At 62.8% G+C, this 19,532-nt stretch carries 20 protein-coding genes and 1 tRNA gene; 6 read left to right on the top strand and 15 right to left on the bottom strand.

Annotated features, from left to right (window positions below; all coding sequences use genetic code 11):
• Positions 1-6: 6 nt before the first annotated feature.
• Positions 7-597, bottom strand: coding sequence for a 2-hydroxychromene-2-carboxylate isomerase (locus U5A65_RS10015; RefSeq protein WP_321946151.1), 591 nt, complete (start codon positions 595-597; stop codon positions 7-9).
• Between the two features lie 132 nt (positions 598-729).
• Between U5A65_RS10015 and U5A65_RS10010 the strand changes: the two genes are divergently transcribed.
• Positions 730-1,299, top strand: coding sequence for a TetR/AcrR family transcriptional regulator (locus U5A65_RS10010; protein ID WP_321909670.1), 570 nt, complete (start codon positions 730-732; stop codon positions 1,297-1,299).
• Positions 1,300-1,335: 36 nt separating this feature from the next.
• On the opposite strand, the gene U5A65_RS10005 is transcribed toward U5A65_RS10010, so the two are convergent.
• From U5A65_RS10005 to U5A65_RS09985, 5 genes are all read right to left on the bottom strand, one after another.
• Positions 1,336-2,076, bottom strand: a complete 741-nt coding sequence (locus tag U5A65_RS10005; RefSeq protein WP_321909671.1) for an SDR family oxidoreductase — start codon at positions 2,074-2,076, stop codon at positions 1,336-1,338.
• Between the two features lie 127 nt (positions 2,077-2,203).
• Positions 2,204-2,956 carry an IclR family transcriptional regulator gene (locus U5A65_RS10000; RefSeq protein WP_321946149.1) on the bottom strand — a complete coding sequence of 251 codons (753 nt, stop codon included), beginning with the start codon at positions 2,954-2,956 and terminating at the stop codon, positions 2,204-2,206.
• 47 nt (positions 2,957-3,003) lie between these two features.
• A complete protein-coding gene (locus U5A65_RS09995; RefSeq protein WP_321909674.1) occupies positions 3,004-4,170 on the bottom strand; it encodes an acyl-CoA dehydrogenase family protein in 1,167 nt (388 codons plus the stop codon).
• 35 nt (positions 4,171-4,205) lie between these two features.
• Positions 4,206-5,507 carry a citrate:proton symporter gene (locus U5A65_RS09990; RefSeq protein ID WP_321946147.1) on the bottom strand — a complete coding sequence of 434 codons (1,302 nt, stop codon included), beginning with the start codon at positions 5,505-5,507 and terminating at the stop codon, positions 4,206-4,208.
• A 119-nt stretch (positions 5,508-5,626) separates the two neighbouring features.
• Positions 5,627-6,784, bottom strand: coding sequence for a CoA transferase (locus U5A65_RS09985; RefSeq protein ID WP_321909677.1), 1,158 nt, complete (start codon positions 6,782-6,784; stop codon positions 5,627-5,629).
• Positions 6,785-7,177: 393 nt separating this feature from the next.
• Here U5A65_RS09985 and U5A65_RS09980 point away from each other — a divergent pair, with 393 nt between their 5' ends.
• Positions 7,178-7,828, top strand: coding sequence for an ureidoglycolate lyase (locus U5A65_RS09980; RefSeq protein WP_321909678.1), 651 nt, complete (start codon positions 7,178-7,180; stop codon positions 7,826-7,828).
• Positions 7,829-7,880: 52 nt separating this feature from the next.
• On the opposite strand, the gene U5A65_RS09975 is transcribed toward U5A65_RS09980, so the two are convergent.
• Positions 7,881-8,345 carry a nuclear transport factor 2 family protein gene (locus tag U5A65_RS09975; protein ID WP_321909680.1) on the bottom strand — a complete coding sequence of 155 codons (465 nt, stop codon included), beginning with the start codon at positions 8,343-8,345 and terminating at the stop codon, positions 7,881-7,883.
• A 118-nt stretch (positions 8,346-8,463) separates the two neighbouring features.
• Here U5A65_RS09975 and U5A65_RS09970 point away from each other — a divergent pair, with 118 nt between their 5' ends.
• Positions 8,464-9,078, top strand: coding sequence for a helix-turn-helix domain-containing protein (locus U5A65_RS09970; protein ID WP_321909681.1), 615 nt, complete (start codon positions 8,464-8,466; stop codon positions 9,076-9,078).
• A 46-nt stretch (positions 9,079-9,124) separates the two neighbouring features.
• Here U5A65_RS09970 and U5A65_RS09965 read toward each other — a convergent pair whose 3' ends face one another.
• Positions 9,125-9,415: a hypothetical protein gene (locus U5A65_RS09965; RefSeq protein WP_415764523.1), complete on the bottom strand. Its 291-nt coding sequence runs from the start codon at positions 9,413-9,415 to the stop codon at positions 9,125-9,127.
• 443 nt (positions 9,416-9,858) lie between these two features.
• On the opposite strand from U5A65_RS09965, the gene U5A65_RS40950 reads away from it, so the two are divergent.
• On the top strand, positions 9,859-10,095 hold the full coding sequence (locus tag U5A65_RS40950; protein ID WP_415764716.1) for a helix-turn-helix domain-containing protein: 237 nt from the start codon (positions 9,859-9,861) through the stop codon (positions 10,093-10,095).
• 112 nt (positions 10,096-10,207) lie between these two features.
• Here the strand turns inward: U5A65_RS40950 and U5A65_RS09960 are convergent.
• Positions 10,208-10,295 (bottom strand) — tRNA-Ile (locus U5A65_RS09960).
• 166 nt (positions 10,296-10,461) lie between these two features.
• Positions 10,462-12,870 carry an RNA polymerase sigma factor RpoD gene (gene rpoD, locus U5A65_RS09955; RefSeq protein WP_321909683.1) on the bottom strand — a complete coding sequence of 803 codons (2,409 nt, stop codon included), beginning with the start codon at positions 12,868-12,870 and terminating at the stop codon, positions 10,462-10,464.
• Between rpoD and U5A65_RS09950 the strand changes: the two genes are divergently transcribed.
• Positions 12,752-12,991 carry a hypothetical protein gene (locus tag U5A65_RS09950; RefSeq protein ID WP_321909865.1) on the top strand — a complete coding sequence of 80 codons (240 nt, stop codon included), beginning with the start codon at positions 12,752-12,754 and terminating at the stop codon, positions 12,989-12,991. The genes rpoD and U5A65_RS09950 overlap by 119 nt on opposite strands.
• Before the next feature lie 21 nt (positions 12,992-13,012).
• On the opposite strand, the gene dnaG is transcribed toward U5A65_RS09950, so the two are convergent.
• The 5 genes from dnaG to U5A65_RS09925 form a co-directional block, all read right to left on the bottom strand.
• Positions 13,013-14,887 (bottom strand): DNA primase, encoded by a 1,875-nt coding sequence (dnaG, locus tag U5A65_RS09945; protein ID WP_321946146.1) that lies wholly within the window; start codon positions 14,885-14,887, stop codon positions 13,013-13,015.
• 111 nt (positions 14,888-14,998) lie between these two features.
• Positions 14,999-15,445, bottom strand: coding sequence for a GatB/YqeY domain-containing protein (locus U5A65_RS09940; protein WP_321909686.1), 447 nt, complete (start codon positions 15,443-15,445; stop codon positions 14,999-15,001).
• Between the two features lie 225 nt (positions 15,446-15,670).
• On the bottom strand, positions 15,671-15,883 hold the full coding sequence (gene rpsU / locus U5A65_RS09935; RefSeq protein ID WP_013434742.1) for a 30S ribosomal protein S21: 213 nt from the start codon (positions 15,881-15,883) through the stop codon (positions 15,671-15,673).
• A gap of 143 nt (positions 15,884-16,026) precedes the next feature.
• Complete coding sequence (locus tag U5A65_RS09930; RefSeq protein ID WP_321946145.1) at positions 16,027-17,004, bottom strand: universal stress protein; 978 nt, start codon at positions 17,002-17,004, stop codon at positions 16,027-16,029.
• A gap of 111 nt (positions 17,005-17,115) precedes the next feature.
• Entirely contained in the window at positions 17,116-18,336 is a 1,221-nt protein-coding gene (locus U5A65_RS09925; RefSeq protein ID WP_321946144.1) for an NAD(P)/FAD-dependent oxidoreductase, read from the bottom strand.
• Between the two features lie 169 nt (positions 18,337-18,505).
• Here U5A65_RS09925 and tsaD point away from each other — a divergent pair, with 169 nt between their 5' ends.
• Positions 18,506-19,531 carry a tRNA (adenosine(37)-N6)-threonylcarbamoyltransferase complex transferase subunit TsaD gene (gene tsaD / locus U5A65_RS09920; protein ID WP_321909694.1) on the top strand — a complete coding sequence of 342 codons (1,026 nt, stop codon included), beginning with the start codon at positions 18,506-18,508 and terminating at the stop codon, positions 19,529-19,531.
• Position 19,532 lies beyond the last annotated feature (1 nt).

Here is a 19,532-nt window from a genome sequence, read left to right as displayed (position 1 = left end):
GCCTGGCTAGCGCAATGCTTCCTTGACGAAATCGAGTCGATCTTGCCCGAAGAACATCTCGTCGCCCACGAACATCGTCGGCGCGCCAAAGAGACCTCGTGCAACGGCCGCCTCGGTTTCCCGCTTCAACCGCTCCTTCACTGCGGGATCCTCTGCGAACTGGAACAGGCGTGCGCTATCGAGATCGGCACCCTCGAGAACGGCGTGCACGGTGGGGAGGTCAGCCATGTTGCGGGGGTGTTCCCACATCGCACGAAACACCGTGCTGACATAGCGCTGGAACAGTGGCTCGTCATGCATCTGCGCACCGGTCGCGGCGCGCATGAGCATCAGCGTGTTGATCGGAAAATGCGGATTATGGGTGTACTGGACGCCATATCGCCGGGCAAAGCGCGCGAGATCGATCTGCATCCATGCGCCTTTTGCAGGTATGGCCGCCGGCGACGCATTGTTCGTCGCCTTGTGAATACCGCCCAGCAGGACTGGCTTATACACAAGCTCAGCGCCGCTTTGAGCAGCAATGGCCGGCAGTTGCGTCCAGGCGAGATAGCTCGCCGGGCTTCCGAAGTCAAAGTAGAACTCTACTGTTTTCACCATCTCTCCCCCTGACACCCTTTGCGGACCCTGATGCAATGCGTATCGGACGCCCCGTAAAGGTCTTTGATAAATGAACGTTAACTAAACGACGGTTATGCTATTCTGATTCGATATCCTGACTAGACCTTGACCATGCGCTATTCAAGCTCGCACAAAGAGGAAACGCGCCGCAAACTTATCGAAAGCAGCCGCGCCATTGCGAAGGAAGGCGGTTTTGCTTCCACGGGCATCGATGCGCTGATGGCGTCGATCGGGCTGACAGGCGCCGCGTTCTACAATCATTTTCCTTCCAAGCAGGCGCTCTTCGACGCCCTCGTAGGCGAGGAGGCGTCCAACAGCGCCGATCTGCTAGCGGTAGACGACAGCGCACCCGAAGCGGATCTAGGCAAACGCCTGAGAAGCTACCTGAGCACGTACCACGTTCTGCATCCTGAATCGGGTTGTGCGCTACCCGCGATCGGCCCGGAAATCGCTCGAGGCACGCCCACCGCGCGCGCGGAAGTCGAAAAGGCGCTCAAGCGAATCCAGAAAAGCTGGAGTGCTCACCTCGACGACAAGGACACCGCCTGGGCAGTCATGGCGCAATGTGTCGGCGCCCTTCTGCTTGCGCGCACCGTGGAAAGCGAGCGCACAAGGCGCGACATCCTCGCGTCCAGCCGGCGGCTGCTGGGTGAAGCGCTCGACATCGATACCCTGAAGTAGCCCTCGCATTTCGGCAGCGCTTTCGGCAGTCCGCGCTTACCAACGCTCCATGTAGGGGCGCAGATCCAGCTCGAACGTCCAGGCGTCGCGGGGCTGCTGGTGCAAATACCAGTAGTTCTCGGCGATGTGTTCCGGATTCAGGATGCCGTCCTTTTCCTTCAGGGCGTAGCGCTCAGGGAAGTTCGTGCGAATAAAGTCGGTGTCGATGGCGCCGTCGACAATAATGTGGGCGACGTGAACGTTACGCGGCCCCAGTTCGCGGGCCATGCTTTGCGCTAGCGCCCGAAGCGCATGCTTGGCGCCCGCAAATGCGCCGAAATCTGCCGCGCCCCTAACGCTTGCCGTCGCGCCCGTAAAGAGAATCGTCCCGCGCCCTCGCGCAACCATCCGCTTCGCTACCTCGCGGCCGTTCAGGAATGCGCTAAAACAGGCCATCTCCCAGATCTTGAAGTACTTGCGCGCCGTCTCTTCGAGAATGCTGCAAGGCACGTTTGCGCCAATGTTGAACACCATGGCCTCGATCGGACCGTGCTCGGCTTCGACGCGCTCGATCAATGCGATGACATCCTCTTCCTTACGCGCGTCGCTGCCGTACCCGTAGGCCTCACCGCCGGCCTCGCGAATACGTGCAACCAGCGGCTCCAGCTTGTCTGCCGAGCGGCGGCTCACACAGGCGATGTAACCCTCGCGGGCGAATCGCGACGCGATCGCTCCCCCGGTGGCATCTCCTGCCCCAATCACGAGCACGACTTTGGGTTGTACTTTATCGGACTGCATGCCGCCTCCTGTTATCGAACGATCGTTTAGTTAACGTACGTTAATTAAACGATCGAGTGTTGTCAACCAGGGTTTTGGCTTCAGCGGCGTGAACGTTCTTTGAGGATGGTGCGTAGAAAAGCGAAGCTCAGTCAGTCTCGCTCTTTTGCCAGGTCAAGAGAATATGCTGCTTTGCGGTGGTCAGGGTTGCCACGTGCTCGTTCAGTTGCTCGCGAATCCGTTCGGTCGGGCCGCCAATCGAGAGTCCGTACAGGTCGCCGCCGAAATCGAGGGCAACGGCAACCGCCGAAAGTTCAGGCGCACTCTCTCCGATGTTCGCATACCAGCCGCGCTCATGCGCGGCGTTGACCTGATCGATGAACGTGGCGAGATCGGTGACAGTCGCGCCGGTGAACCGCTCGAACTGAAGCCTTGCGAAAAGCGCATCGCGCGCCGGCGCGTCGAGTTCGCCGCAAATCACCTTGCCGATCGAGTTCGCATGCAACGGGCGCAGCGAGCCGGGTGCGCATGCGTAGCGTACTGCCTTCTCCGATTCGACCACGTCGAGATAGACGACCTGCGTGCCATGGATCTTGCCAAGCACGACGGTTTCGCCTGTTGCGTCGCGCAACTCGACAAGGCGGGGGTGCAACATCTGGACCACAGGATCGACGGCATTGATCGCGTTGGCGAGCAGTTGCAAACGCCGCGTGGGATAGTAGCCGCCGCGCTTGCGCACCTCGTACAGATAGCCGCGGCTCACAAGCGTGCGGGCAAGCGCGAGGCAACTCGATGCGGGCACCTCCAGCAGCCGCGCCAATTCGGCGAGCGCCAATGGTCTTTGTTCGGCGGCGAAGAGTTCGAACAGGTCGAGCGTGCGGGCAACGAGTTTGACGTCCATGGGTCGGGCAGTGGGTCGCAAGGCGGCGCGCGCGCCCCTTGCGGTGGTCAGTAAGACTTCGGCAGCCCGAGCACCTTTTCCGCAATGAAGCACATGATCATTTGCGGGCTGACGGGCGCGAGCCTTGGAATCATACACTCCCTCAGATAGCGTTCGACGTGGTATTCCTTCGCATAACCCATGCCGCCCAGCGTAGCAATGGCCGTCTGGCACGCCTGAAACGCCGCTTCGGCAGCCAGGTATTTTCCGGCGTTGGCTTCGGCGCCGCACGGCTCGCCCGCGTCGTACAGCGTGGCCGCTTTCATCACCATCAGGTTCGCGGCTTCGAGCGCCATCCACGCCTGCGCGAGCGGATGCTGGATAGCCTGGTTCTGCCCAATGGGACGTCCGAACACGACACGGTCTTTCGCGTACTGCGTTGCGTGGCGCAGCGCCGCCTGGCCGAGCCCCACCGCCTCCGAGGCGATCAGGATGCGCTCCGGATTCAGGCCATGCAGCAAATAGTGAAAGCCCTTGCCCTCCTCCCCAATGCGTTCTTCCATCGGCACGCGCAGGCCGTCGATGAAGAGCATGTTCGAATCGACGGCCTTGCGGCCCATCTTCTCGATCTCGCGGACTTCGACTCGCGTGCGGTCCAGGTCGGTATAGAAAAGACTCAGGCCATCGGTAGGCTTCGCCACCTGGTCCAGCGGCGTCGTGCGCGCGATGATGAGCATCTTGTTCGCGACCTGCGCCGTCGAAATCCAGATCTTGCGGCCGGTGAGCACATAGTGATCGCCGTCGCGCACGGCCTGGGTTTTCAGGTGCGTCGTGTCGAGGCCGGCGTCGGGTTCGGTCACGGCGAAACAAGCCTTGTCGCGGCCCTCGATGAGCGGCGGCAGGAATCGCTGCTTCTGCGCCTCGCTGCCGAACACCTGCACCGGATTGAGTCCGAAGATGTTCATATGCACAGCCGACGCGCCCGAGAGCCCCGCACCGGAAGCACTGATCGTGCGCATCATCAGCGCCGCCTCGGTCATGCCGAGCCCGGAACCGCCGTAGTCCGGCGACATCGCAATGCCAAGCCAGCCCGCATCGGCGAGTGCCCGGTGAAAATCGTGCGGAAAGCCGCCTTCGCGGTCGCGTTCGAGCCAGTAGCCGTCGTCGAAACGTTCGCAGATCTTTTCAATTGCAGCGACGATCGACTGCTGGTCTTCATTGAGGTTGAAATTCATACGGACTTCCTCTCAAGGCATAAACAAAAGCGGTATTAGAGCGGGAACACACCGACCAGCACCGCGGTGAACACCATCAGCACCGTGGCGGCAAACAGGAAGGGAATCGTGAACTTCTGATGCTCGGCAAGTTCCACACCCGTCAGGCCAACAATCAGGAACGTTGCCGGCGTGAGCGGGCTAACGGGGAAGCCGGTCGTCATCTGCCCGAGGAGCGCCGCCTGTGCCATCTGCACGGTTGGTACGCCTAGCAGTTCCCCGCTTTTCGCCAAAACAGGCAGGATACCGAAGTAAAACGAATCGGGATCGAAAAGCAAACTGAGCGGCATGGAAACGAGTCCCAGCGTGAATGGCATATGGCGCGCGTGATCGGCCGGCACATGGCGCACAACCACTTCAGCCATGGCATTGAGCATGCCGGTTCCGGTCATGATGCCGGTGAAAGCACCCGCAGCCAGCAGCACGCTCGCCATCATCAGGGCGGCCTTCGCATGGGCGTCGACCCGTTCGCGCTGCTGGTTCACATCGGGGTAATTGATGACGAGCGCCAGCACAGTGCCGATCATGAACATGACCATGGGATCGACGATGCCCGACACTAGCGTCACGAGCACGACGAGCGTCAGCACGAGATTGATCGAGAAGCGCTGAGGCCGGCGCAGCGCCAGTTCCTCAGGCGTAAGCACGCGTGGAGTGGCGGCAATACTGGCGGCATGCTCGCGCGTGAGACCGAGGCGCTTTTCCTCGCGCTTTCCGAGCACGTATGCCGTACCGAATACGAAAACCAGGCCGACAATCTGCACGGGAATCATTGGATAGAAAATGACGGTGCCCGGAATATGCAGGGCCGCGGAAGCGCGCAGCATGGGCCCGACCCAAGGGAGAAAGTTGACGCCCGCCGCCATCGAGGCGACGCACGCGAGAATGCGACGGTCGAGCCCGAGGCGGGTATAGAGCGGCATCATCGCGGGCAGCGTGACAAGGAACGTGACCGCGCCCGAACCATCGAGGTGAATCAGCAGTGCAAGCAGTGCCGAGCCCATGACAATTCGCGGCGGATGACAACCCACCACGCGCAATACACCATTGATAATCGGGTCGAGCATCCCCGCATCAGTCAGGATACCGAAGAAAAGTATCGCAAATACGAGCATTCCCGCAACCGGGCCGATGTTCTGCACCCCGAGGACGATGAACTTCGCCGTGGAAAGGCCGAATCCCGCAGCGAGCGCGGCGACGATGGGCACGGCGATCAGCGCGACGAGCGGCGAAAGACGCTTCGTGATGATCAGCGTGAAGAGAGCGATGATCGCGAGCGTGCCGATTAGCGCGAGCATGATCGAGTCCCCGTGTGCGCCCTGCTTCCTGCCTGGTTGCCAGGTGTCATTGCTGTCTCCTGCGCGGCGTTTCGTATGCCGCTGTCGTGGTGCGATTGGATAGCTTGTCGATGTGACGGCTATTGCTCGCGCGATGGGTCGCCGAAAACCTGTGCCGCATGTTCGTCGAGCGCCGGTGGCGCGCTTCGGTAGGTGGCCGGCGTGCGGGCGAGCTTGATTGGCGACGCGATCCCGCGGTAGGACCCCATCTCGACCTTCATCGCGCGATGGTCGACGTGGGGATGCGCGAGCGCCGCACCCACGCCGAGTACCGGTGCACATGGCACGCCGTGGCGCACGAGCATGTCAGCAAGCTGTGGACCATCCCAGCGGACGAAACATTGCTCGAGTTCCGCGCGCAAGTCGTTGCGGTGCTGGCTGCGCAAGCGATTGTCGGTAAAGCGCGGATCGTCGGCGAGGTGTTGCGCATCGATCAGCCTGCAAAGTGATGCGAACTGTGTGTTGTTGCCGACCGCGAGAAAGATGTCGCCGTTGCCGGTATGAAACATGTCGTACGGCGTGATGTTCGGATGCGCGTTACCGGTGCGCTGCGGTTCCTTGCCCGAGTAGAAGTAGTTGGGCGTGTGCGGGTGGAGGATCGAGAGAGCGCAATCGAACAGCGTCGACTCGACGAACTGGCCTCGCCCGCTTACCTCGCGCTCGCGCAACGCCATCAGAACGCCAAGGGCCGCATTGAGTCCCGTCACGAGATCGACGATCGGCACGCCGATGCGCAGCGGCGCGCCACCTGCCTCCCCGTTGACGCTCATGAGACCGGTCATCGCCTGGATCGCCGCGTCATAGCCGGGCAAGGCGCCGAGCGGGCCGTCCGCGCCGAAGCCAGACACGCGGCAATGCACGAGCCGCGGAAAGCGCGCGGCCAGCACGGTGTCGTAACCGAGCCCCCATCGCTCGAGCGTGCCGACCTTGAAGTTCTCCACCAGTACATCAGCCGTTTCGAGCAGCGCGAGCAAGCGTTCGCGCTCCGCCGGCTGCGTGAGATCCAGCACGACGCCCAGCTTGTTGCGATTGACGCCCTGGAAGTACGAAGCTGTCTCGCCGTCGAACGGCGGCCCCCAGCCGCGTGTTTCGTCGCCGCCAGGCGGCTCGACCTTGATGACTTCCGCGCCGTGGTCGGCAAGAATCTGCGTGCAGTAGGGGCCGCCGAGAACACGGGACAGATCTACGACGCGCAAGCCGTGCAGCGATCCAGCGATTGGAGTTGATGGTTTGTTCATTTTGATCTGTAGTACTGACTGATAAGAACCGAAAACGCAAAAATCACCACGGCGACGCGGCCGGAAAGTGCACCGCCAACAGATATCTGATGTTGGAGAGCCTTCAAGTCGTCCCGTATCGGCTCGACATGAGTGCGTCACCATAAATTCACCTGCGTGAATGAATATTCACACACAGGAATACATGAGGTCAAGCGGGATCCCCCAAAGCCACCCCAGGAATGTCCCTGGTGTTGGACGGCCAACTCCGCCTGTCAAGGTGACACGTCCCGGCAGCGTCAAGCGTTGAAAGGGCGCTGAATCCTGCGAACGCCCCGCCGCCGGGACACTCCAAGCTTCGTGCCCATGGCGCTCTGAACGCAGGCCCAGCCCTTGATTTCCAGTGAGATTCGTATGAGCAAAGCGATCGACTACCTCAACCCCGCCCTTCCTCGGGGCCTGCGGCGCGTGGCGATGCCCGTGGTCGACGCGACTCCGGCAACGCTGCATGGCTACGGCAAACTGGTGGACGATCCGGACACATGCCACGTGGAAATCGTGCAATGGCCCGCTGTGGGATCAAGGCCGATCGACCCGGGAACCGGTGACGAAGCGGGTACGACCGAGGGCACGTTCGTCAGCGAATGGCGCGGTGACATTCTCTACGGTCGAAACGAAGCGGTAAGCGGCAACTACGTTCTCGCATACGCAACGGAGCCAGGCGACGCACGTGAAGACAGCGCGGCTACACCGGAACGCATGTTAATTTGGCATGCGAACTATCACCCGGACGGCGGCCAACTGTTTTTCCCGCTCGATCGTCACCCGTTCTACGTTCCGCTGGCATTGCCCGGCGACGATATCACGCCACAGAAGTTCGTCTGCTTCCGTTTCGACGGGCAGCAGGGTCTCTATATTCACCCCAACATCTGGCATGAAGGCGTGTTCACACTGGAAGGGTCGCAGCGATTCTTTGACAAACAAGGCGCTGTCCATGCGCGCGTCTCGGTCGAATTCGCGTCCGAATTTGGTTGTTTGCTCGAAGCGGCCATTACGCGTGGCTAGCGACCATAGACGCTTCTGAGCGCCGTGAGATCAGCGCCCTTGCTGGCCGCCGCTATCCTTGCGCGGCGGCTCGCTCTTGCGCGCGCCGTACGGCGTCGGCAATCTGCTGCGCGACCCCACGCGTGTCCCAATACACCTGTGCCTGGTACATGCGGTCACCGCGTACGTTGAAGCGATCAACGCCCTGCCATTCGAGCGACTCTCCCGCGACGCTTGCATGCGCTCGCCATTCGACCAGCACCGCGTCGCCGGTCGGCGCCCAGCGGATCACCTCGACTTTGAGATCGGGTAGCTGTTGCAGGACCTGCCGGAAATGCTCGACCACGCCTTCGCAATTAGCGGGGACCGACATTGGCGGAATCAGGTTCTGCGTGTCCGGATGCATCAGGTCGCGCAACTCCTCCGCAACTGGGCGCCGCCAGCGTTGCGCGAAACGGCGCACGATGTCTTGCGCCGCGTGCAACTGCAGGTCCGTGGGGGGAACGTACTTCGCTTCGGTGTGGCTGGAATCCGTCATGGACTGACCTCGTGAGGGTTGATCTGCACCATAAACGTGACTACATACACGATGATTTTCACATACATCGTGTATGTATACTACGATGCGTCTGTGAAAAGTCAACCTTCCTGGTCTCATGGCAGAAACATTCAAGACCCGTCGTGCCGAATATGCGGACGCAACACGCGAAGCGCTGCTTGATGCCGCGCGCGAACTGTTCACGTCGCACGGTTATCAGCAGATCAGTCTCGAGGCGATCGCGCAAAAGGCCCGCGTGACGCGCGGCGCTTTCTATCACCATTTTTCTGGGAAGACGGACCTGCTCGATGCGCTCGTCGTCGCGCTGCAGGCCGATGCCGCGGCGCGCGTACGCGCCGCCTCCGCCGCTGCGCAGGCGTCGCAGCGGGTCGGCGCGGGCATCGCTGCGTTCCTCGATGTGTGCTCGGAGTCGACCTACCGGCACCTCGTGCTCGAAACGGCAACCGCGGTGCTGGGCTCGGACCGCTGCCGCGAAATAGAGGAAGCGAGCACGTTCGGTCTGTTGAGCGCAGCGCTGCAGGCGCAGGCAGCGCGCGGCAGCGCTGCGGCGAAGAACGTGCCGCTCGCGGCGCGGATGATCGGCCGCATGATCTGCGAGTCGGCACTGCTCATCGATAGCGCAGAAGACGAAAAGGCCTTCAAGGCCGACGTGCAGCGTATCGTCAAGCACACGTGGGACGCGGTAACGGCGGGCCCTCGTACGAAGGCGTGACGTATTAAGCTGACGATTTCGTCTTTAGGCCCATACAGATATTCCGCTAGTGACTCGCGGCACCAGGCGACGCTGCCTTTCTTTCGGCATTCTGAATATCATTGGGGTAATTCGCGTCGTTTGCTGTGGCCGGGTTGTATCCGTTCTGTTCGAGTTTCTTCAATTCCGCGTTCTTTCGTGCCCGAGCTTCCTTGCGTGCTTCTTTGCGCTGCGCTTTCGTCATGCTGGCGGGGTTCGAAGCGTCGGGCGCGCTCGTTTGCGCACCGGCTATTCCCGGTACAAGCACGATGGAAAGGGCGGTCACCGCAGCGACCATCAAGGAATGAGACTTGGCCATCGTCACTCTCCCGTGAAAAGAGGGGATCCATTCTGAGGCAATTCGCGAAAGCGCACGCTGCGCTCCCGAACCGCCGGAACTCCTATCCTGCCACTCCGCGCACATTAGCGTCGGCCCACTGCCGCGCGAACATTGCGCGCAACCCAGCTCGAGTGGTCGCACAACGAAACGCCCGACGTTGCGCCAGCGATCGAGTTTCGTACGGACCGACATGATGTCCCCCCGGCCTCTTCCCGCGCTTCTGTCGAAGCCTTCGAGCAGCGGTAAGCCGGGACAGCAATCGTCGTACCGCACATCGCGCGAGCGAGGTGGCGCCGATCTTCCACCTCGAGCGCGCTTTTTCTCCGGCTACAACGGGAAGCCAATGGACGCGGCGCCGCCGTGCGGATGAGGAAGTGTCGTCATCGGGATACCGTAGATCTCGGTGAGCGTTTGCGGGCGAGATCGGTATCAGCGGCAGAATGCTTGCGCGGCATTTCAAGGAGGAAACGAGTATGAGCTTTGGACACTGGCGCCAGCATATGCGTGCAGCCGAGGCGATGACCTGGCTTGCTTTGGGCAGGGTGGCCACGCAAGTTGCGCTCGATCCTGGATACAGCACGCTTGGTGCTTTTCCCGCGATGTTTCGGAGATTGTTCGGTGAGTCGCCACAGCAATCTATGGCGTCGAGCAGCGAGTGATTGCGGCTGCTGAGGTAGTTGCGACGAGAATTGACCGAAATTGATAGGCATGCCTATCGATCTCTGATTGAACGGAAGGCAGAACGCCCAGGATCCGGCGAGAGAAGAGAAATGGTGGGCCGGGTGGGGTTCGAACCCACGACGTCCTTTCGGAGGCGGATTATGAGTCCGCTGCCTGCAACCAACACGGCGTCCGGCCCACGAAGCTACGAAGCGTAGCGAGAACAAAAGAACGGCAATGCGTCAACAAAAAAGCCCGGTCTACCCAAAGGCCGGGCTTTTCGATGACAGGCCGACATACTACACGAAAGCGGGCCGACCTGGCCATCGTGCACGCGACTTCCGTGCATTAAACGCTAATCAAGCTCAATTTCCTTCAAGGAACGACTTGAGCTTGTCCGAGCGGCTCGGGTGGCGCAGCTTGCGCAGCGCCTTCGCTTCGATCTGGCGAATCCGCTCGCGCGTCACGTCGAACTGCTTGCCCACTTCTTCGAGCGTGTGATCGGTACTCATCTCGATACCGAAGCGCATGCGCAGCACCTTCGCTTCGCGCGGCGTGAGCGAGTCGAGCACGTCCTTCACCACATCGCGCATCGAGGCATGCAGCGCGGCATCGGCCGGCGCCACCGTGTTGTTGTCCTCGATGAAGTCGCCCAGATGCGAATCGTCGTCGTCGCCGATCGGCGTTTCCATGGAGATCGGCTCCTTCGCGATCTTCATGATCTTGCGGATCTTGTCCTCCGGCATTTCCATCTTCTCGGCGAGCGTTGCCGGATCCGGCTCGAGACCGGTCTCCTGCAGGATCTGCCGCGAAATACGGTTCATCTTGTTGATCGTCTCGATCATGTGAACCGGAATGCGGATCGTGCGCGCCTGGTCCGCAATCGAGCGCGTGATGGCCTGACGGATCCACCACGTCGCATAAGTCGAGAACTTGTAGCCGCGGCGATATTCGAACTTGTCCACCGCCTTCATCAGGCCGATGTTGCCTTCCTGGATCAGGTCGAGGAACTGCAGGCCGCGGTTCGTGTACTTCTTCGCGATCGAGATCACGAGACGCAGGTTGGCCTCGGTCATCTCGCGCTTCGCCTGGCGCGCCTTGAGTTCGCCGGCCGCCATCTGACGGTTGGTTTCCTTCAGGTCCTTGAGCGGCAGCACCACGCGCGCCTGCAGATCGAGCAGGCGCTGCTGCTGTTCGCGAATGGCCGGAATGTTGCGCGAGAGAATGCCGCTATACGCATGGCTCTCGCCAACGATCTTCTCCGACCACTCGAGGTCGGTTTCGTTGCCCGGAAAACGCGCGATGAACTCCGAGCGCGGCATGCCGCACTTGTCCACGACCGTGTGAAGAATCTGGCGTTCGACCTGGCGCACTTCGTCCACCTGCGCGCGCAGCGTGTCGCACAGGCGCTCGACGGTACGCGCCGTGAAGCGGATCGACATCAGCTCGTTCTGGATGGTTTCCTGCGCCTTGAGGTAGGACTTCGACTTGTAGCCCTCCTTCTCGAACGCGCGGCGCATCTTGTCGAACCATTCGCTGATGAGGGCGAATTTTTCGAGCGAGGCGCGCTTGAGGGCTTCGAGCTGCGCCGCGTTGGCCGTCGCCTGCGCCGCGCCGTCGTCCTCTTCCTCCTCCTCTTCTTCTTCCTCTTCGGCTTCTTCCTCTTCGTCCTCGTTCTCGATCTCTTCCGCTTCCTTGGCGTTGAAGCCGTCGGTGTCTTCGGCGTTGGGATCGATCAGGCCGTCGACGAGTTCGTCCACGCGAATCTCGTCGTTCGCCACGCGCTCGGCCATGGCGAGGATGTCGGCAATCGTGGTCGGGCAAGCGGAGATCGCCATGACCATGTGCTTGAGGCCGTCTTCAATGCGCTTGGCGATTTCGATTTCGCCTTCGCGCGTGAGGAGCTCGACCGTGCCCATTTCGCGCATGTACATACGCACCGGGTCGGTCGTGCGGCCAAATTCGGAGTCGACGGTGGAGAGCGCGACTTCTGCCTCCTCTTCCACTTCGTCGTCCGATGAAGCATTCGGCGCGTTGTCGTTGAGCAGCAGCGTTTCCGCGTCGGGGGCCTGCTCATAGACAGCCACGCCCATGTCGTTGAACGTGCTGATGATGCCTTCGATCGCCTCGGTTTCCGTGAAGTTGTCCGGAAGGTGATCGTTGATTTCCGCATAGGTGAGGAAGCCGCGCTCCTTGCCGAGCTTGATGAGCGCACGCAGCTTCGTGCGGCGCTCCTCGAGCTCCTCGACGGTGCCGGGCTGCGACGACGCGAACGCGTCTTTCAGCAGCGCCTTCTCCTTCGCTCGCCGGTCGCGCGCACGGGTGGTCTTTTCGACCTTGCCCGCGGCGGGGGTGCTGTCTTCGCTCTGGTTTGCGTCGTCATCGACGGGTACTTCATTCAGCTTTTTCGTCATGGAGTTCGCCGTACCGGCTAGTGTCTCGACTCGCGGCTGCTGGACAACAGCCTCGTGAACCGTGGATGCTTGAGCCTCGCGCTCTGCCGCATCGTCCTCGACGGCAGGCACTTCCCTTGCACTTCTCGAACCGGACCGCTTCGTTGCCGGCTGCGTAACGGCTTTCGCCGCACGTGCAGGCGCTGCTCGCGCAGCCGAAACAGTCATCGACCTCTTCCGGGTAGCCGGTTCAGAACGGTTGGTGGACTCACTGCCCGACGACCGGGCGGAAGAACTGGCAACTGCGGCCTCTGTGACCTTGCTGGTCGGCTCCGTCGAGCCCTTGCCGGTTGCCTTTTTTCCGCCTGTAGTCTTTGCCATTGCCATTCCGCCCCTTGCTGGAAAACTGAACATTCATGGGTTACCCCAACCCATTATGTCCGCCCGGAAAAAACAAAAACAAACCGCTGAAAACCTGTTATTTTACCACGCAGGGCAATAATCCCCCTGTGCGGTCCTTCCCTTACAAACCGAGCTGACGCTTCATGTCAGCCCGCGTCTGATTCAGTGACATCAATTCGGCAAGTTCCTCAGGCGTATGTCGCGACTGCCGCGAAAGCGCGTCCAGCCGCTCGCAACAGGCGTCGTACCGCATCTTCAGGATTGCCGCCGTCAATTCTTCGCTCACGAGCCGCTCCTGCTCGCGGCGCTCCTCTAGCGCAGCGCCATCTTCCGGATTTTTCATCAGCAAATCCCGAACGTTTTCATCATAGTCCAGAATTTCGCGAAAAATCTCCTCGAAGGTTGGAGCATTGGCCCCATTTCTCAGCAGGTCCGACAGCAGCTGAAATTCCGCCGCGTCGCCCAGTGCCCGCGCGTGAGTGGTCACTTCCTCGAACAACTCGCCGTGGCGCGTCAGTCCAATCAGCGCCTTTTCGGCCTCTTCGTCGAGCTGCGACGCGATACGCGGGTGCATCACGAGGTTGCGCAGCGCCTTGCGCTCGATACCGGTCACAAGGTGCCGGTCCTTGCGTGCCGGCGCCTGGCGCGCCGCCTGGGCGATGCGCGCGTCGACTTCGCACAGCGCGGCCACTTCCTCAAACGGCACGTCCAGGCGGTCCGCGAACATGTGCATGATCTGCGCCCGCAGGGCATTCGCCGGCAGCGCCTGCAACAGCGGTTTCGCGTCGAACAGCGCCCGGGCACGCCCTTCCGGCTGGTCCAGTTCCTTGTCCGCCAGCACCTCGTTGAGCATGAACTGGGACAGCGGCATGGCCCGCTCGACCTGCTCCGAGAACGCCTCGGCGCCGAATTCGCGCACGTAGCTGTCCGGGTCGTGCTCCTGCGGCAGGAACAGGAAGCGGATCGTGCGGTTGTCGGCCGCGTGCGGCAGGCACGCGTCGAGCGCGCGCCGCGCGGCGCGGCGGCCCGCCGAGTCGCCGTCGAAGCTGAAGATCACCGTGTCGGTCTGCCGTATGAGCTTCTGCACGTGGATCGGCGTGCACGCGGTGCCGAGCGTCGCCACGGCGTTCTGGAAACCCAGCTGCGCAAGCGCGACGACGTCCATATACCCCTCCACCACCAGAACATAGCGCTGTTCCCGGATCGCGAGGCGCGCCTCGAACAACCCGTACAGCTCGCTGCCCTTGTTAAATAGCGGCGTTTCCGGGGAATTCAAATACTTGGGCTCGCCGCCATCCAGCACGCGGCCGCCAAATCCTATGACCTGCCCCTTCACGTTGCGGATCGGGAACATCACACGGTCGCGGAAGCGGTCGTACCGGCGCGACTGGCCTTGCGCGTCCTGCTTTTCGCTGACGATGACGAGGCCCGACTCCACGAGCGCGTCGTCGCGATAGTTGGTAAACGCAGATTCGAGGTTCTGCCATCCATCCGGCGCGTAGCCGAGGCCAAAACGCGCGGCGATTTCGCCCGTGAGGCCGCGCTTCTTGAGGTACTGAATGGCGTTGGTCGCGCTGCGCAGCTGCTTGCGGTAGTAGTCGCACGCGGTCTGCATGACATCGGAAAGCGCGGTGGACACAGCCTTCGAGACAGCCGGCGCATAGCCGCCGGCCGCACCAGCCCCGCCGCCGCGCAGGGGCGAAGGCTCTTGCGGCACGGTCAGGCCGACCGACTGGGCGAGTTGTTCGACGGCCTCGGGGAACGTCAGGCCCGCGTGCTCCATGAGGAAGCCGATGGCGGTACCGTGCGCCCCGCAGCCGAAGCAGTGATAGAACTGTTTGGTTGGACTAACTGTGAACGAAGGGCTTTTCTCGTTGTGGAACGGACACAAGCCCATGAAGTTCGCGCCGCCCTTCTTGAGCTGCACGTAGCGACCCACCACGTCGACGATATCGACGCGGTTCAGCAGGTCTTGCAGGAACGAATGCGGAATCATCGAAGCGAACGCGCTTGGGCAACCAGGGCTCGCGCGGCCCGAATACATCACGTACGGGCCTCGCGGCGTCGCCCCTGGGCCGGGCCGGCGCCGCGTGCGAACCGGTTGCGCTTACTTCGAGAGCGCGGCTTTGACGAGCCCGGAAACGGCCGTCATGTCGGCGCGCCCGGCGAGCTTCGGCTTGAGCACGCCCATCACCTTGCCCATGTCCTGCGGCCCGGCTGCGCCCACCTGGGCGACGGCGGCCTGCACTTCGGCGGCGATCTCGGCATCCGAGAGCTGCGCGGGCATGTAGGCGGCCAGGACGGTCAGCTCGGCGGCTTCCTTCTCGACGAGATCGGTGCGGCCCGCGGCCTCGAACTGGCTGATCGAGTCCTTGCGCTGCTTGATCATCTTGTCGATGACCGCCGTGATGCCGGCGTCGTCGAGCGTCACGCGGTCGTCGACTTCACGTTGCTTGATAGCGGCGAGCAGCAGACGAATTGTGGCAAGGCGTTCGCTTTCGCGCGCGCGCATCGCGGCTTTCATGTCGTCGTTGATCTGGTCTTTGAGACTCATCACTCACCTGAAATACGTTGGGGTTGCTGGAATGCAAAAACCCGCCTGGAAACGCTTCCAGGCGGGTTGGCGCAAATTCGACATGGTTGCGACCACACCAGAGGGCAGCGGCGGCCGCGTTGCGCTAAGTCACCCAAGGCCGCGGGCCGGCTGTCCACGTCGCCGCGAAGCTCACGCGAAGTCCACGCTGGAACTGCGCGGCCACGCGCCACGGCGACGCCAGAATCAGTACAGCTTCTTCGGCAACATCTGGCTGCGCAGACGCTTGAAGTGGCGCTTCACCGCCGCCGCCTTCTTGCGCTTGCGTTCAGCCGTGGGCTTCTCGTAGAACTCGCGCGCGCGAAGTTCGGTCAACAGACCGTTCTTCTCGATCGTGCGCTTGAAGCGGCGCATGGCAACTTCAAAGGGTTCGTTTTCTTTTACGCGGATGGTCGTCATTTTCCAATAACGGATCGGGGGTAAAGAGGATTGAGTATAGCAGTTCCGGGTTTGCGCATCGCGTGCCTGCTTGGGGGGAAACCCCAATCCCATGCGAGGGGGGCGACCGCGCCCGGAGCCTTCCCTGGCGGGGCTGCGCGACATCAGGCAGCGCCCGGCCCGACGAGCAGCAGCGGCACATGCGTGATCTCGATGGCACGCTGCGCCACGCTGCCGAGCAGCCAGCGCGCGACGCCCCGCCGGCCCTGCGTGCCCAGTGCGACGAGATCGGCCTGCCAGTCCTGCGCGTCGCGCAACACAGTGTGGGCGATGTCGTCGCGCAGGCGAGCGGTGGCCACGAGCGCAGTTTCATAGGCACTGCCTGACGTTTCGAGTTGCTCGTGCGCGCCGGCCAGCGCCTTGCGGCCAAGCTCGGTGAGCGCGTCTTCGAGTACCGATCCCGGCACCGGGTCGCCAGCCACACTGCTGCGGTCCACGACATAAACCGCGCGCAACGTGGTTTGCGGTTCGGCCAACCGCACCGCCGCGTTGATCGCCTGCGCCGAGGCCGGACTGCCGTCCGTCGCCAGGACGATGCGGGCAAGCGGCGCGTGAGCGCGCGTTTCGTCGTACTCCACGGGCACGACCAGCAGCGGACAGGGCGCGCAAACCGCGAGCGCGCCCGAAACCGAGCCGTCGATCCAGCGCTTCATGCGCCCCTGGTGCCGCGTGCCGACGATCAGCATGTCGGCCTGCCAGTCACGCGCCGCATCGGCTAGCGCCGGCACGACGGCGCCTGCCTCGGCAGAAAGACCGACCACCTGCCCTTCGACCAGGGCCACTTGCCCGTTGAACGCCGTCATCGCCTGCTCGAGCGTGCGCTCGGCCGCGTGGAGATATTCGTCGCGCGCGACGCTGAGCGTGTCCGTCATCCACGCGTCGCCCGCGGTGTAAGCGCCGCCCGCATTCCAGGCGCGCGGCTGTTCGGCCGCGCACACGATCCGCACGTGGGCGTCGCGTGGCACCACTCGCGACGCAAAACGCAGCGCCTGCGTCGATGCCTTCGAATCGTCCACCGCAATCATGATTCGCCGCAGTGGCCCGCGCAGTGCCTCAATGTGCTGCTGTTCCTCTCGATTCACGTTTCGTACCTTTTCCTCATGGTCAGGTATTCAAGCGTGAACCTCGGGCGCCCAGGCAACCATGACTCGGGTCAACCGCGAGAGATTCGGCAGTGCGTGTCGGTCAGAAAATCAGCTTGCGCTCGCCGAATACTGGGCGGCGGCCTCCCCGGCCGCGACGCCCGAGGCCCACGCCCACTGGAAGTTGTAGCCGCCAAGCCAACCCGTCACGTCCACGGCTTCGCCCACGAAGTAGAGGCCAGGCACACGCTGGCTCATCATCGTCGCCGAGGAAAGCTCGCGCGTGTCCACGCCGCCGCGCGTGACTTCCGCCTTCTTGTAGCCTTCGGTGCCAGTGGGTGTGAGCGTCCACTGGGCGAGCCCTTCGCCGATCTTGCGCAGCGTTTTATCCGGCAGATCGGCGATACGCGCGTCGGCCTTCACCTGATGCGCCTCCAGCCACACATGCGCGAGCCGCGCCGGCACCCACTCGGCGAGCAGATTGCCGATCTGGCGTTTCGTCGCGCCCTTGGCCTCGATCAAGGCCGCCGCCGGATCGTGCTCGGGCAGCAAGTTCACGCGGATCGGCTGGCCCGGCTGCCAGAAGCTCGAAATTTGCAAGACGCCGGGTCCGGAAAGGCCTCGGTGCGTGAAGAGCAGGTCTTCATCGAAGGCGCCGCCGGTTTTGCGCTCGCCCGTCGCCACGTGAACTTCGAGCGAAACGCCCGCGAGCGGCACGTAGGGCGTCCACTCGTCCTGCGCGAACGTGAGCGGCACGAGCGCCGGACGCGTATCGATCAGCTTGTGGCCGAACTGCTTCGCAACGCGATACGCGAAATCGGTAGCGCCGATCTTCGGGATCGACAGGCCGCCCGTCGCAATCACGAGCGCTTTCGCGCGTATCTCGCCCTGCGGCGTGCCGAGCGTAAAGCCCGCGCCGTCGGCATGGCTCACCGCTTCCACCGGCAGCGGGCGGCGCCACGTCACGCGGCCGGCGTCGCATTCGGCGCGCAGGACGTCGATGATCGCCTCGCTCGACTGGTCGCAGAAAAGCTGGCCCTTGTGCTTTTCGTGCCAGGTCACGCGGTGTTGGCGCAGCAGCGCGAGGAAGTCGCGCGGCGTGTAGCGCGCGAGCGCCGAACGGCAGAAATGCGGGTTGTTCGAAAGATAGTTGGCCGGGCTCGCGTGCAGGTTCGTGAAGTTGCAGCGCCCACCGCCCGAGATGCGGATTTTTTCCGCGAGGCGCGGGGCGTGGTCGATCAACGCCACGCGGGCGCCCTGCTGGCCAGCCACCGCCGCGCACATCATGCCGGCCGCCCCTGCGCCGATCACGGCGATGTCGAAAGATTCCATGGCGCGCATTCTACCTGTGCGGCGGCGGGGCTTGTCCGCGGGGGGCCCCGCTTGCGGCCCCCAGCCGGCTTTCACGCGCGCTGCTATACTTTTATGTTCTCTTAATTCTTGATTTAGCGACGGTTTTTAGCGGTTCATGCCGCGCAAGGCCGTCGCCGCGCCCCACATCATGCTCGTTCTCGGCATCGAAAGCTCCTGCGACGAAACCGGCCTCGCGCTCTACGACAGCGAGCGCGGCCTGCTCGCGCACGCGCTGCACTCGCAGATCGCCATGCACCGCGAGTACGGCGGCGTCGTGCCGGAGCTTGCCTCGCGCGACCATATCCGCCGCGCGCTGCCGTTGCTCGAGGAAGTCCTCGCGAAGAGCGGCGCGGCGAAAAGCGACATCGACGCCATCGCCTTCACGCAAGGCCCCGGCCTCGCGGGCGCGCTGCTCGTGGGCGCGAGCATCGCCAATGCGCTTGCCATGGCCTGGAATCGTCCAACTGTGGGCATTCACCATCTCGAAGGGCACCTGCTTTCGCCGCTGCTGGTCGACGCGCCGCCGCCGTTTCCGTTTGTCGCGCTGCTGGTGTCGGGCGGCCACACGCAACTGATGCGCGTGACCGACGTGGGCGTGTACGAAACCCTTGGCGAAACACTCGACGACGCAGCGGGCGAAGCCTTCGACAAAACGGCCAAGCTGCTTGGCCTCGGCTATCCGGGCGGCCCTGAAGTCTCGCGCCTTGCGGAGTTCGGCACACCTGGCGCGGTAGAACTGCCCCGCCCGATGCTGCATTCGGGCGATCTCGACTTCAGCTTCAGCGGACTCAAGACGGCCGTGCTCACGCAAGTGAAGAAGCTCGGCACGAATATCTGCGAACAGGGCAAGGCCGATATCGCGCGCGGTTTCGTCGATGCCGCCGTCGAGGTGCTGGCCGCGAAGTCGCTCGCCGCGCTCAAGCGCACGAAGATGAAGCGCCTCGTGGTGGCGGGCGGTGTGGGTGCGAACAAGCAGTTGCGCGAGACGCTTTCGGCGGCGGCGCAAAAGCGCGGCTTCGAGGTGCATTACCCCGATTTGTCTCTGTGCACCGACAACGGCGCGATGATCGCGCTCGCGGGCGCGCTGCGCCTGAAGCGCTGGCCCGAGCAAGCCACGCGCGATTATGCGTTCACGGTGAAGCCGCGCTGGGATTTGACTTCGCTCGCGCAGTAAG

It is taken from the genome of Paraburkholderia sp. J10-1 (assembly GCF_905220165.1).
Classification (GTDB): domain Bacteria; phylum Pseudomonadota; class Gammaproteobacteria; order Burkholderiales; family Burkholderiaceae; genus Paraburkholderia.
This window is presented reverse-complemented; position numbering and strand designations above follow the sequence as displayed.